Below are 14603 nucleotides of genomic sequence, written 5' to 3'. Positions count from 1 at the left end.
ATGCCCGTTATTTATCTCAGCCGAACCACTTGTGATATAAAGAACTCACCTGCAGACTGATGTAATCCCAAATACGACTAAAGAAGCCTCCCTGTTTAACATCCTCCAGTACGACCAGTTGTTTTTGCTCTATTACTTTCCCGTCCAGCTGAAAATTAACCGTACCGACCACTTGTCCTTTCGTCAGAGGCGCTTCCAGTGCCGGGGAGTTCAGCGTATAACCTGCTTTCAGATTATTCACCTGGCCTTTCGGTACAGTGACCGCAGGATTTTTAATCACCCCCAGATCAGCATATTTAGTATCTCCGAACCAGACCCTTTGCTGCACAAACGGCTTATCAGACTTAATCGGCGAAACTGTTTCATAAAACTGGAAACCCCAGTTAAGTAACTTTTCACTTTCTCTGAAGCGAATCGCATCGGTTTTTGCACCCAGCACAACCGAAATCAGACGCATATTGCCGGAGGTAGCAGAAGCCACCAGGTTGTTACCGGCCCCGGAGGTGTAACCGGTTTTAATACCGTCCACATGTAAATCCGTACTCCAGAGTAACCGGTTGCGGTTCGGTTGACGGATTTTATTAAAAGAAAATTCTTTTTCCGAATTCAGTGCGTATTCATCCGGAACGTCGCGGATAAGCGCCTGACCAATCAGCGCCATATCACGCGCGGTACTGTACTGCCCTGGCTCATCCAGGCCATGAACAGTAGAGAAATGAGTATTTTGTAAGCCCAGTTGCTTAACATAGTTGTTCATTAGCTCAATAAAGGCACCCTGGCTGCCAGCGACATAATCCGCCAGGGCAATACAGGCATCATTACCTGACTGCACGACAATACCTTTATTCAAATCAGAAACCGAAACCTGATCACCGGGCTTCAGAAACATCAAAGAAGAACCACGTAACTGTGGATTTCCGGTCGCCCAGGCATCCTGACCAATCGAAACCATATCAGTGGATTTGATTTTGCCTGACTTTAATGCCTGCCCGACAACATAGCTGGTCATCATTTTTGTCAGACTGGCAGGGTCAAGCCGGTCATCCGCATTGGACTCCGCCAGGACTTTACCACTGTTATAATCCATCAATATCCAGGCTTTAGCATCGATTTGCGGGGCATTTGAAGGTTGTTCTGCCTGTACCAACGTTGGAGAAACCAGCAGCAAAGCCACCATCACGGCACGATAACGGGGGGAGTGACATGTTTTTTGCATCATTAACAGTCCGTCCTTGTTTAAAAAAGAGTATTCGCAAATGTGGTCCATCCACAGGATTTTGGCAACCGGAAACTTACTGTCATTGAACCATCAAATACATTAGCCGGACTAAGGCTTCCCCCTGCCGGGAGACAGTTTCTTCCGGGTCAGACAGCATCATCAGATAATTTAATTTACTGATTTTGTTCCCGATACTATGAATAACATAAGCCAGAGGGGGTTGTATACTTTACCGGCAAAATTTGCTCCCCTCGCCACTCTCTTGCGTGTAACCAGCGAATAAATACTCTGGCAGCCATTCTTTCCACCCGCAACGGTAAAAGGGTTATTTTTCGCGGTGTTAACCTTTCATCCTGCCAACCTTTACATAGTAAGCACCGAATCTTCCAGATTACTGTGTAATTTCCTCTAATCCTGGATTAAAATCGCGCGCTATTGCTGCACTTAAGCGGAGCTGAGCGATGTCGGAAACAACAATAAATACTATTACAGAAAATAATTTACCTGCTGCCCCGAAAGTCGGGTTTCTTTCATTAGGATGTCCAAAAAATCTGGTAGATTCAGAGCGGATTCTGACTGAACTAAGAACCGAAGGTTATCAGGTAGTTCCCAGCTATAACGATGCAGATCTGGTGATTGTCAACACCTGCGGATTTATTGACAGTGCGGTACAGGAATCACTGGAAGCTATCGGCGAAGCACTGACCGAGAATGGCAAAGTGATTGTAACCGGTTGCCTGGGTGCCAAAGAAGACCAAATCCGTGAGGTTCATCCAAAAGTTCTGGAAATCACCGGTCCTCACAGCTATGAGCAGGTTTTATCTCACGTGCATCACTATGCACCTAAACCCGCCCATAATCCTTTTTTATCTCTGGTACCAGAGCAGGGCGTAAAGCTGACCCCTCGCCACTATGCTTATCTGAAAATTTCAGAAGGGTGTAATCATCGTTGTACGTTCTGTATTATCCCTTCCATGCGTGGCGATCTCGATAGTCGTCCAATCGGCTCCGTTCTGGATGAGGCCCGTCGCCTGGTGGAGTCCGGTGTTAAAGAACTGCTGGTAATATCACAGGACACCTCTGCCTATGGTGTTGATGTCAAACATCGCACCGGCTTCTGGAATGGATCACCGGTCAAAACCAGTATGGTTAGCCTGTGCGAGCAACTCGCCCGGCTAGGAGTCTGGGTTCGCCTGCACTATGTTTACCCTTATCCGCATGTTGATGAAGTTATCCCCCTAATGGCTGAAGGAAAAATCCTGCCTTATCTGGATATTCCTCTGCAACATGCCAGCCCACGTATCCTGAAGCTAATGAAACGTCCCGGGTCTGTGGAGCGAACTCTGGAGCGAATTAAACGCTGGCGCGAGGTTTGTCCTGATTTGACACTGCGTTCGACATTTATTGTCGGATTCCCGGGTGAAACCGAAGAAGATTTTGCGATGCTCCTCGACTTCCTCAAAGAAGCCCGTCTTGACCGTGTCGGTTGCTTTAAGTACAGTCCGGTGGAAGGCGCAACGGCTAATCAGTTAGCAGATCAGGTACCTGAAGAAGTTAAGGAAGAGCGTTATCACCGGTTTATGCAATTACAACAGCAAATCTCGACAGAGCGACTAGCAGAAAAAGTCGGCCGGGAAATTATGGTGATGATTGACGAAGTGGATGAAGAAGGTGCGGTTGGCCGTAGCATGGCAGATGCACCTGAAATTGATGGCTCGGTTTATCTTAACGGCGAGCTCTCTGTAAAAGCCGGAGATATCGTGCGTGTACGGGTAGAACATGCCGATGAATACGATTTATGGGGCAGCAAAGTCGATTAGTTTATCCTTCTATACTGTGGTCTGATGAACAGGCCACAGTGCTCCGGTGCAAACATCTACCCCAGGTGACCTGACCACTTTGCATTTGCCATAAACTGCTCCCCTTTCGCTTCCGGTTCCCCGTTCCCCCCATAAAATGCTATCCTCAATCCATTGTTACGACTGACCGGACAAGTACCACTGACATCTTGTCCCTTTCCGCAAAGCGTAAACCAGGCAGGAGCCAATATGGAACCCTTTACCTCCGGATTAATCTCTCTGGAAGATGCACAAAATTTAATTCGTCAGCAGATCTCTCCCATCCGGGACAAAGTCAGTCTTGAACTGAAAGATGCGGTAGGACGCATCACAGCTGACCCGGTAATCTCTCCGATGGCAGTGCCAGTATTCGATAACTCAGCGATGGATGGCTATGCCGTGCGGCTGGCTGATCTGACCGAAAACCGTCCGTTACCTGTGGCAGGTAAAGCACTGGCAGGTGTGCCTTTTCACGGGGACTGGCCCGCAGGTACAGTCATCCGGATTATGACCGGCGCCCCGATCCCCTCCGGCACAGACGCCGTGATTATGCAGGAACAGGCCGAAGTCACTGACCAGGGGATTCGTTTTAGTGCTGAAGTCACGGCGGGGCAAAATATTCGCCGTGCAGGGGAAGATATTCGACCCGGAGAACAGATTCTTGAAGCAGGAATACGGCTGGGTGCTTCAGAATTGCCACTGCTGGCTTCATTAGGCATTAGTGAAGTCAGTGTTCTGCGCCGCTTACGGGTTGCACTGTTTTCCACCGGCGATGAACTGGTTCCGGTCGGCCAGCCGCTGCAGGACGGTCAGTTATATGATACCAACCGTTTTGCCATCCGCCTGATGCTGGAAAAGCTCGGCTGCGAGGTGGTTGATTTAGGGATTATTGCTGATGATCCGCAACCACTAAGAAATGCATTTGAAGAGGCTAACCGACAGGCAGATGTCGTGATCAGTACCGGAGGAGTCTCAGTCGGAGAGGCTGATTTTACCCGGGACATGCTCGAAGAACTGGGAACAGTCACCTTCTGGAAACTGGCGATGAAGCCCGGAAAACCTTTCGCCTTCGGCAGGTTATCTGAAAGCTGGTTCTGTGGTTTGCCAGGCAACCCAGTCTCTGCCGTCGTCACCTTCTATCAGCTGGTTCAGCCTATGCTGGCGATTTTGTTGGGTCAGACACAAAGTAGTCTCCCTGAACGACTCATCGCCCGAGCCTCTACATCGCTGAAAAAAATGCCCGGCCGGCTCGATTTTCAACGTGGATTCTTTTCTACTGCCCCCGATGGCCGTTTGCAGGTTACCCCGACCCCTCATCAGGGTTCGCATGTGTTCAGTTCATTTTCCAAAGCCAATTGCTTTATCGTACTGGAACGTGAGCGCGGTAGCGTGCAACCTGGCGAAACAGTCACGATTGAACCGTTTAATTCTCTGCTGAGTCACTAAACCATGATGCCGCTGAACGATGACGAGATACTCCGCTATAACCGGCAACTGGTACTGAAAGGATTTGATTTTGAACGGCAGGAACAGCTGAAATCCTCCAGAATACTGATAGTCGGTCTTGGCGGATTGGGCTGCGCCGCCGCTCCCTGGCTGGCCTCCGCTGGCATTGGAGCGCTGACACTGGTTGATTTTGACAGCGTATCACTTTCTAACCTTCAGCGGCAGATACTGCATAACGATGACACTCTCGGAATGGCAAAAACAGATTCCGCCATTCTGGCATTACAGAAAATTAACCCCCGGGTTGAACTGAGTACCCTGGCTGAGCCACTGAATGAAGATAATGCAGACACTCTGGTCAGTCGTCATGATGCCGTGCTGGATTGCAGCGATAATGTAGTTGCCCGTGAATGTCTGAATACTGCCTGCTTCCGGCATAAAGTCCCGCTGATCTCCGGTGCAGCAATTCGGATGGAAGGCCAGTTATCGGTATTTCGCTGGCGGGAAAACGAACCATGTTATCGTTGTATGAGCCGACTGTTTGGTGAGCAAAACCTGAGTTGTGTTGAAGCCGGTGTAATGGCGCCACTGGTCGGGGTTATTGGGGCGATGCAGGCGATGGAAGCTATCAAGGTAGTGACCGGATATGGCGAGACTGCAAGCGGTAAAATTATGCTGTATGACGCAATGACATCACAGTTTCGCGAAATCCGGCTGATGCGCGATCCTGACTGCGAAGTTTGCGGACATTCTGGCCACTAAAACAACCGTGCAGAATACTGACCAACCGAACCTGCATTCTGCACTGACAACAGAACATTTGCCGGCTGCCCTGACGGACAGCCGGGTTATCAGGAAATACCCTGACTGCGCAAATAATCCTCGTAGCTGCCGGAGAAATCGGTAATATCTCCGGATTTAATCTCAATCACTCTGGTGGCCAGTGAGCTGACAAATTCACGGTCGTGAGAGACAAAGATCAGTGTTCCTTCATACATTTCCAGGGCCATATTCAGGGATTCAATAGATTCCATATCCAGGTGGTTGGTCGGTTCATCCATAACCAACACGTTTGGTTTTTCCATCATTAATTTACCAAACAGCATCCGCCCTTTTTCGCCACCGGAAAGAACCTTAGCGGGCTTTTTAATATCATCCTGAGAAAACAACAGACGTCCAAGGATACTGCGAACCGCCTGTTCATCATCACCTTCCTGCTTCCACTGGCTCATCCAGTCAAACACCGTCAGGTCATTGGCAAAGTCTGCCGCATGATCCTGTGCATAATATCCCAGGCTGGCATTTTCAGACCATTTAACGGTACCGTTATCCGGAGTCAACTCCCCTACCAGTGTTTTCAGCAATGTAGTTTTACCGATACCGTTGGCACCGATAATGGCCACTTTTTCACCGACTTCAAGCAACAGGTTGAAACGGTCAAACAGTAACCCTTTATCAAATCCCTTACTTAACTCTTCAGTCTGCAAAGCATTTCTGAACAGTTTCTTGTCCTGTTCAAAACGGATAAATGGATTCTGACGGCTGGAAGCTTTAACTTCGTCGAGTTTAATTTTATCGATTTGTTTAGCCCGGGAGGTTGCCTGACGTGATTTAGAAGCGTTCGCACTAAAACGGCTGACAAACGACTGCAATTCAGCAATCTGAGCTTTTTTCTTCGCATTGTCTGATAATAAACGTTCACGGGCCTGAGTGGCCGCCGTCATATATTCATCATAATTTCCGGCATAAACCCGTAGTTCACCATAATCCAGATCAGCCATATGGGTGCAAACCATATTCAGGAAATGACGGTCGTGCGAAATGATCACCATGGTACTGTTACGTTCGTTTAAAACCTGCTCCAGCCAACGGATAGTATCTATATCAAGGTTGTTGGTCGGTTCATCGAGTAACAATATATCGGGATTAGAAAACAGTGCCTGCGCCAAAAGCACACGCAATTTCCAGCCAGGTGCGACTTCACTCATCGGACCATAATGCTGCTCCAGAGGAATCCCCACTCCTAATAAAAGCTCGCCGGCACGGGATTCAGCAGTATAACCATCCATTTCACCATACTGAACCTCCAGTTCAGCCACCTTATACCCTTCCTCTTCACTCATTTCAGGTAAGGAATAAATACGATCACGTTCCTGTTTTACTTCCCAAAGTTCATTATGTCCCATAATGACAGTATCAAGGACGGTGAAGTTTTCGAATGCGAACTGATCCTGGCGTAATTTACCAATACGTTCATTGGGATCATAAGAGACATTACCATTACTTGGCTGTAAATCGCCGCCAAGGATCTTCATAAACGTTGACTTACCGCTGCCGTTGGCACCAATTAAACCATAACGATTTCCTCCGCCAAATTTTACAGAGATATTTTCAAACAATGGCTTACTGCCAAACTGCATCGTCACATTACTGGTTACTAACACGGGATAGCCTTATAGATAAATCAAACTCAGGTAGAATGCTGTCAGAACGTCGCCTAAACACGAGGCTTCTGACACCTCGGGATACTATGGTTGCAGGGGACTGCTGGCAACTGGCTGACAGCCCCGATACCGGAACACTGCCGGTGAGATCACGGACAATTAACAGAGAGTCCCTGACAAAATAATCATGCTACTGATTAAAAGCAAAAAAGCCAGCAACAAAGTGTCACTGGCTCTCCCATTAACAAGGAGTATTGCGCCTGATTAGATCAGGAAATCGTCCAGGCTTTTACCTTCGTCCAGCGCTTTTTTGATAGCAGCTGGAGTACGGCCCTGACCGGTCCATGATTTACTTTCACCATTTTCGTCGGTGTATTTATATTTAGCAGGACGCGGGGCACGTTTGACACGTTTTTTGCTGACTTCAATCGCACCCAGTAATTCGTTAGGGTCAATACCATCTGCCAACAACATTTCACGGTATTTTGTCAGTTTCTCTTCTTTTTCACGGTTCTGCGCTTGTTCAGCTTCAATTTCTTCACGACGCTCATTAACAACAACGGTCAGTTTTTCCAGAACTTCTTCCAGATCACTCAATGCCAGGTCACGGGCCTGCGCACGCAGAGTACGAATGTTATTGAGAACTTTAAATGCATCACTCATCATATTTTCCTTGCTTATCCGGGTACAATTAACTGTGGGGCTGAGGGTACCTAATTTAAATTGAAAAATAAATAGCCTGTTACTGATTATATAATTTAAATTTTGAAATTAGCATTATCGGTTACAGGCCGAATAAGAATTAACGGTTGTTTAACAGTAGGTGGTTTTATGTCTCTACCTTCTCTGTAGCTAAGCCCCCCGCTAAGATATCGCTTATCTGTATATGAGATAAGCACTCCATTACATTTCGTCGGGATTAATTACTTAAGTCTTCTTTTCTGATCATAACATGACAGAAAAATCAGGGCGATTGCTTATATAGATACCGACGGGAAGGCGATTAATCAAAATTTGACTCAATAACCCGCCAGGGAATGAGCCTTTAGTGAGAAATGGCAGTTGCCAACAGGATTAATTGTCAAAATAGTTGGCTATTACTGTAGATACTACAGTGTTTTACCGACAAAATTCTTACTGTCACCTCTAAAGGGATATACAAAGCTTTATTTTTTTTCATTAAGAATAAAGTAGTCTGTTGCCGGTACCCGCAGCTAAGAAGACGGATACCGCTTTGCCCCTGGCTGGGGAACCCGGGGGAAGATTCAACCACGGAAATGCGAGGCAGGCTGATATATGTGTTTTGCTGCGGAACTTAACTGCCGGTGATTTATTTTCCTGATTGCTGCTTTTGATAAAAAGCTTTGAATATGGCCAGAGTTTCTTCACTGACGTGATGTTCAATGCCTTCAGCATCGCGGTGAGCAATATCCTGGCTCACACCTAATGCCAACAGAAACGTTTCGACGATATGATGACGTTCCCTGCTTTGCTCCGCCAAAGTTTCCCCCTCGGGGGTCAGGAAAACACCACGATAAGGGATCTGTTCCACCAGCCCGGTACTGGCAAGTTTCTTTAGCATTTTTGCTACCGTCGGTTGAGAAACACCGAGTCTGGCAGCCATATCTACCTGGCGTGCTTCGCCAAATTCATGAATCAAATCAGAGATTAGCTCAACGTAATCATCAATAAGCTCGCGGCGATGCGCTTCCCTGACCTGCCGGAACCCTTCAACATGTTCTTCAACATCCTTTATTGCACCCAAAAGAGTGCTGACATTATTTGCTCGACGATTCATTCAACTTCCTCTTTATAATCTTGCCGGTCTCCTGATTAGAAACCGGCAATCTGCCGTGTATTGTAAACCAGCTGTGCAGAAGCTCAAATTTTTCATCAATAGCCGTGGCTAAATCTTATAGCTAATGCTATACCTTAATCATCGATTATACATTTGCCAGTACTTTTCCGGTAACAAAAGGGGATGATTAGCTGACAGATGTCCGGAAAACGGAGAGATTACGGTGGAAAGCTCAATACAATGTAGTAACTGCAAGGAGCGCTTCTCAGCAGAAACGACTAAAAGCAGTTCTCAGTCACTGCAATGCCTGTTTACCCGTACCCCTTTTAGTTTACGCCTGATGCTGGTCACTATGGTGTTTCATCAGTTGAAAAGAATGATTCCCAACAATCATTCAGTCGTTCGCGCTGAACACCCGTTCCAGAAATTACAGAAAATTAACATAAAGGTTACATAAAATAAATATTTACATTTTATACCCTCACTTCAGTCATGGGTATAAGCTTGTTTTATAACATAAATAAACAGCCCCTCCTTTTCAGATAGATAGCACGCTATCTTTTTACATTGTAACTTCTATTTTCAGGTGCTTAATTAGCCATAGAGCCTTAAGTCACAGGCCGCTACCTGAGAATACTTATGGAAGGAGCAATGGTATGAAAAATATTCCCCGCAGTAAGGACTCCATCGGCAGACGACTTTTTTTACAACGTTCATTATCTATTATCCCGTTAGTGGCAGTGACTGGCAGCGCCTTCTCAGCCGGCCAGGCTGCAGAAAAAAAAGCACCGGCAGTCACCGCAGATTATGTTCCGCAATTTTTTGATCCTCAACAATGGGCTTTTATTAACGCAGCCGTCGATCGGTTAATCCCGGAGGACCATAATGGTGCTGGTGCCGTCAGTGAAGGAGTCCCGGTCTATATCGATCGTCAGATGGAACTGCCTTATGGGTACGGGCACCTCTGGTATATGCAGCCTCCGTTTGCGCCACACAGTGATCCGACACTGGGCTATCAGTCTCCACTGGTTCCCCGCGAGCTTTATCGACAAGGAATTGCGTTAACCGAACATTACTGTCAGCAAACATTCCATAAGACATTTGCTCAACTCACGTCCGGACAACAGGATCAGGTGTTACAACAGCTGGAAAAAAACACACTGAGTGATACCACTCTCAGTGGTTCCCTGTTTTTCGAACAATTGCTGGAGAATACCAGGGAAGGATATCTGGCAGACCCGGTCCATGGTGGTAACCAGACACTGGCCTCCTGGAAACTGATAGGCTTTCCCGGGGCCCGGGCAGACTACACCGATACCGTCGCTCAACCAAATGTTCCTTATCCGCTGGGACCTGTGAGTATCTCTGGCAAAAGGAGCGTCTGATGGCAACAATAAAAAAAACAGCCACCGATATCGTTATTGTTGGCTTTGGATGGACAGGTTCATTGATGGCCCGCGAATTAGCCGACTCCGGATTAAAAATTGTGGCACTGGAAAGGGGGGAGCAACGGGATACTTATCCGGATTTTGCCTATCCACGTATTACTGACGAACTCACCTATGGTATCCGGCTAAAATTATTTCAGAATGCCGCCAGAGAAACGGTCACCGTCCGCCATACTTCATCACAAACCGCGCTTCCCTATCGCCGTTTTGGGTCTTTTCTGCCAGGTAATGGCGTCGGTGGCGCAGGTGTTCACTGGAATGGAATGCTGTGGCGCCCCTTGGCTGCAGATTTACAAATGCACACCACGTTAGTGGAGAAATATGGTCAGAGCTTTATTCCTCCGGATATGACTGTCCAGGATTACCCCTTTACTTACGAAGAGATGGAGCCCTTCTTCGATAAATTCGAAAGAATATGTGGTGCCTCAGGTCAGGCTGGTAATTTGAAAGGCGAAATTCAGACTGGCGGAAACCCTTTTGAGCAACCAAGACAACACCCCTATCCCACCAAACCCCTGCAACGTTTGTATTCCGGAGATCTGTTTGCAAATGCGGCGGAAAAATTGGGCTATCATCCATTCCCCTGTCCCGCCGCTAACTGTACCGAACCCTGGACGAACCCATATAAGGTTCAGATTGGGGTGTGTAACTACTGTGGTTTCTGTGAACGCTTTGGTTGTTTCAATTACTCCAAAGGATCTCCGCAAAGTTGTGTCATTCCTTCACTTAAACCCTATGATAATTTCGAATTGCGGACTAACGCCCAGGTCATTCGGGTAAACACAGACAACACCGGCAAACAAGCCACCGGGGTGACCTATATTGATGACAGTGGTAATGAAGTGGAACAACCAGCGTCGCTGGTGATCCTCAGTGCATTCCAGCTACATAACGTACGGTTGTTATTATTATCCAAAATCGGTAAGCCGTATGATCCACAAACCGGCGAAGGTGTTGTGGGACGCAACTATGCTTATCAGATGACCGGGGGCGCGAAACTTTTTTTTGGCCCCGACCAGGATTTTAAACCCTACGCCGCCAGTGGAACCACAGCAACATTCATCGATAACTTTAATGCCGAAAACTTCGACCATTCATCGCTGGGATTCGTCGGTGGCTCGACTATCTCAGCAGCATTCAGTGGTGGCCGTCCTATCCAGCAGACATTGCTACCTTCTGATGCTCCCCGCTGGGGAAGTGGCTGGAAAACGGCGATTAAGACCCATTATGCCCACACCATGGCTATTGGCGCTTCTGGTTCGGTAATGCCATACCGGCAATGTTATCTCGACCTCGACCCGACTTACCGCGATGTTCACGGTCAGCCTCTGCTGAGAATGACATTTGACTGGCAACCTAATGAACTGAAGATGACGGAATTTATCGGCAGGAAAGTCGAGGAGATCATAAAAGTCATCAATCCACCGCATTACGAAATGGGCTTTATGAACATGAACAGTCATTACGATGTTCGCCCTTATCAGTCGACACATACCACCGGTGGTGCTGTGATGGGTGATTCCCCCCGTACCAGCGTTGTAAACAAATATCTGCAAAGTTGGGATGTTCCTAACCTGTTTGTCCTTGGGGCCTGCTGTTTTCCGCAAAATCTGGCCTACAACCCGACAGGTATTGTCTGTGCCACGGCCTTGTTCTCGGCACATGCGATTAAAACCCGTTATCTGGCTGCACCCGGACCACTGGTGGCACTATAAGGAGCCTGGTATGCAGAAATTAAGTGTGTTTACCCCGTTAGCCATTTTGCTGGCAGGGGTTTGGGGCTCTGTTTACGCGGCTAACTCTCCCTCCCTGTCAGGAAGTACCGCGCTCTCTCGTGGCGAATATCTGGCCAGGGCCGGTGACTGCGTGGCTTGCCATACCACGGAGGGAGGCCAACCGTTCGCCGGGGGACTCAGGATGACGACTCCGGTAGGGGCAATTTACTCAACTAATATCACCCCGGACAAAGAGACCGGAATTGGTAATTACAGTTATGATGACTTTGTCAAAGCTGTCCGCCAGGGAATCAGTAAATCTGGTGCCACTCTCTATCCGGCTATGCCATATGCTTCTTTTGCGAAGATATCGGATCAGGATATGCATGACCTGTATGATTATTTTATGCAACAGGTTAAACCGGTCAGCCAGCAGAATAAAGCTTCCGATATTCCCTGGCCTCTGAGTATGCGCTGGCCACTGGCGTTCTGGCGCTGGACATTTACCGACGATAAACGTTTTCAGCCTGTCGAGGGTAAATCAGCGGAATGGCAACGGGGGGCTTACCTGGTTCAGGGATTAGAGCATTGCGGCGCCTGCCATACCCCGAGGGGCATAGCTTTCCAGGAAAAAGCACTTGATCAAAGCGATCCGGTTTATCTGACGGGCAACACTCTGGAGGGATGGTATGCCCCAGACCTCACCGGCACGCAGTCTGAAGGACTGGGTCGATGGTCACAGCAGGATATTGTCAGTTTCCTGAAAAATGGTGTGACGGCACAGAGTGCTGCATTTGGCTCTATGTCCGAAGTGGTTCATGACAGTACCCGCTATCTGAATGACGGTGATCTGCAGGCGATTGCCGTCTATCTGAAATCGTTACCTGCCGCTCATCAGACGGCAGCACCGGCCAGTAATGATGCTACCGCTCAGGCACTTTTTAAAGGTGATGTCTCTGCTACCGGTGCACAAGCTTATCTGGATAACTGTTCTGCCTGTCATCGTTCAGATGGCAAAGGCTATGATAAAACGTTCCCGGCACTGGCAGGCAATTCCGCAGTACTGAGCAGTGACCCTTCATCGGTGATTCATATCATTTTGCAGGGAGGACAACGGGCAGTCACATCCGATATGCCGACCGGATTAACGATGCCGGACTTTGGCTGGCGTTTATCTGATCAGCAGGTCGCGGATGTCGCCACCTTTATCCGACAGGGATGGGGGAATCATGCTGCCGCGGTGACGACTAGCCAGGTCGCAGATATCCGCAAATTAGTCCCGAAACCCACACCAGACGCTGCTAAGTAATGAGCAAAAATAAAAAACGGCCCTGGGGGCCGTTTTTTTGTACTGGTTAACCAGCTTATTAGAAGCTGTAACCAACACCAGTGATCCAGGTACCCACGTCAACGCTGCGGATACGGCTCTGCTCGTAACCAACGTCAATAGCAACGTTTTCGATTGGGTTAAACTGCAGACCTGCACCATAAGAGAAACCAACATCGCTGGTATCTTGTTTCTGATAAGAAGTCTGGTTGTTCAGCTGATATTTACCGTAACCGATACCTACTACACCGTAGATGCTGGCCCAGTCATTCAGACGGTAAGCCGGACCACCAGTAAAGCCGTAGTACTGACCTTTCTGATAATCATTACCGGTGTTACGGTCTTTTTCAGTGTAAGTGAAAGATGCGATCCAGCCCAGTGGGTTAGAACCATCTTCGTAACGATATTTCAGGTTGAAGCCATTAGCTTTGTTCAGTACGCCCTGATAATCACTCTGTGCGTAACCTGCACTAACGGTGCTCTGTGCCATTGCTGAACCGGCAGAAACCGCCAGTACGCAAGCTAATGCTGAAAGACATGCAATTTTTTTCATAATCACCTCAAATGTGAAACGACTTTTTTTCTGACAACAGGGAAAATATAACAAAAAACAGCGAGAAACTCTGCCGGAATTTTATTGTCTAACAGATTGTTTGGTGTAACAGAAAGTAAACAGAATTCTGTAATGCCATGATTTTATTTTAATTTAACCCCGTAATCTCTTCGTAATTATTTTGTGCTATCGACAAATCTTTAAGGATAATCTTAAAAAACACGGACATTTCTTTACGTTTTAAAAGCTTTCCTGTCTATAAAGTGAGCAGTTAAAGTGCAAAATTTCCTCATTTAAATTTTTTTCTGTAATCATGTCAGTCAGGCATGAATCCAGTGAGGATCCTCTGCGGATTCTGAGCGCTGACACCCCCGGTTAATTTAGGGTATGACTGCCCCTTGAGAGTTGAGTAAAGCCCTCTCTCCGGAAACAACGGTATTGCTGACGACACTATGAGTTCAACTCAGGAGTTGCCCCGCAGAGTGAAATTAAAAGATCACGGGCTTTGTTTTAACTAATCCGGAAAATCTGGTCAGATGGCTACCCGGCCCGGAGTCCGGACAGGGCATCTCCTCATCTCTGCCGGTGCTCACCGTAATAAACATCAGCTGTAGATTCGGGATTAATTGTCACCGGACTGCAGGCTCCCTGATATCACTACCGGTATCGACTATCCCTCCCCATGACCTTTACAATTTTAATTTCTCCGACTGCGGCCCGCGAATATTGGCCCTTATTGTTTCTGGCAATGTCAGTGATTGGTATCGCCTCCGTGCAAAAATGATTAAGGTTGCTATACTTGTTTGCGTGTTCAC

Annotated in this window: 12 protein-coding genes; 7 read left to right on the top strand and 5 right to left on the bottom strand. The window is 47.6% G+C overall.

What is annotated here, in order from left to right:
- Positions 1-16 precede the first annotated feature (16 nt).
- The gene (locus HA49_RS01405; protein WP_072055907.1) at positions 17-1216 is read right to left on the bottom strand and encodes a serine hydrolase; all 1200 of its coding nucleotides are present in this window, start codon (positions 1214-1216) and stop codon (positions 17-19) included.
- A gap of 464 nt (positions 1217-1680) precedes the next feature.
- Here HA49_RS01405 and rimO point away from each other — a divergent pair, with 464 nt between their 5' ends.
- The 3 genes from rimO to HA49_RS01390 all read left to right on the top strand — a co-directional run bounded on the left by rimO (position 1681) and on the right by HA49_RS01390 (position 5265).
- Complete coding sequence (rimO, locus tag HA49_RS01400; protein ID WP_046791630.1) at positions 1681-3039, top strand: 30S ribosomal protein S12 methylthiotransferase RimO; 1359 nt, start codon at positions 1681-1683, stop codon at positions 3037-3039.
- 228 nt (positions 3040-3267) lie between these two features.
- Complete coding sequence (gene moeA / locus HA49_RS01395; protein WP_038019707.1) at positions 3268-4503, top strand: molybdopterin molybdotransferase MoeA; 1236 nt, start codon at positions 3268-3270, stop codon at positions 4501-4503.
- A gap of 3 nt (positions 4504-4506) precedes the next feature.
- Entirely contained in the window at positions 4507-5265 is a 759-nt protein-coding gene (locus HA49_RS01390) for a molybdopterin-synthase adenylyltransferase MoeB (RefSeq protein ID WP_038019704.1), read from the top strand.
- Between the two features lie 89 nt (positions 5266-5354).
- Here the strand turns inward: HA49_RS01390 and HA49_RS01385 are convergent, their stop codons facing one another.
- The 3 genes from HA49_RS01385 to mntR form a co-directional block, all read right to left on the bottom strand.
- Positions 5355-6947: an ABC-F family ATPase gene (locus tag HA49_RS01385; RefSeq protein ID WP_038019700.1), complete on the bottom strand. Its 1593-nt coding sequence runs from the start codon at positions 6945-6947 to the stop codon at positions 5355-5357.
- A 264-nt stretch (positions 6948-7211) separates the two neighbouring features.
- Entirely contained in the window at positions 7212-7610 is a 399-nt protein-coding gene (locus HA49_RS01380) for an H-NS family histone-like protein (RefSeq protein ID WP_038019697.1), read from the bottom strand.
- A 667-nt stretch (positions 7611-8277) separates the two neighbouring features.
- Entirely contained in the window at positions 8278-8745 is a 468-nt protein-coding gene (mntR, locus tag HA49_RS01375; protein WP_038019694.1) for a manganese-binding transcriptional regulator MntR, read from the bottom strand.
- A gap of 223 nt (positions 8746-8968) precedes the next feature.
- Between mntR and HA49_RS01370 the strand changes: the two genes are divergently transcribed.
- The 4 genes from HA49_RS01370 (at position 8969) to HA49_RS01355 (ending at position 13217) form a co-directional block, all read left to right on the top strand.
- Complete coding sequence (locus HA49_RS01370) at positions 8969-9202, top strand: hypothetical protein (RefSeq protein ID WP_038019690.1); 234 nt, start codon at positions 8969-8971, stop codon at positions 9200-9202.
- A 199-nt stretch (positions 9203-9401) separates the two neighbouring features.
- Positions 9402-10130, top strand: a complete 729-nt coding sequence (locus tag HA49_RS01365) for a gluconate 2-dehydrogenase subunit 3 family protein (protein ID WP_038019688.1) — start codon at positions 9402-9404, stop codon at positions 10128-10130.
- Positions 10130-11908 (top strand): GMC family oxidoreductase, encoded by a 1779-nt coding sequence (locus tag HA49_RS01360; RefSeq protein ID WP_038019686.1) that lies wholly within the window; start codon positions 10130-10132, stop codon positions 11906-11908. The genes HA49_RS01365 and HA49_RS01360 overlap by 1 nt, the downstream gene beginning before the upstream one ends.
- A gap of 10 nt (positions 11909-11918) precedes the next feature.
- Entirely contained in the window at positions 11919-13217 is a 1299-nt protein-coding gene (locus tag HA49_RS01355) for a c-type cytochrome (RefSeq protein WP_038019684.1), read from the top strand.
- A gap of 58 nt (positions 13218-13275) precedes the next feature.
- Here HA49_RS01355 and ompX read toward each other — a convergent pair whose 3' ends face one another.
- Positions 13276-13788: an outer membrane protein OmpX gene (ompX, locus tag HA49_RS01350; RefSeq protein ID WP_038019682.1), complete on the bottom strand. Its 513-nt coding sequence runs from the start codon at positions 13786-13788 to the stop codon at positions 13276-13278.
- Between the last annotated feature and the right edge of the window lie 815 nt (positions 13789-14603).

This window comes from Tatumella morbirosei (assembly GCF_000757425.2).
Classification (GTDB): domain Bacteria; phylum Pseudomonadota; class Gammaproteobacteria; order Enterobacterales; family Enterobacteriaceae; genus Tatumella; species Tatumella morbirosei.
The sequence above is the reverse complement of the archived record's forward strand: the minus strand, read 5'-3'. Positions and strand labels throughout refer to the sequence as shown.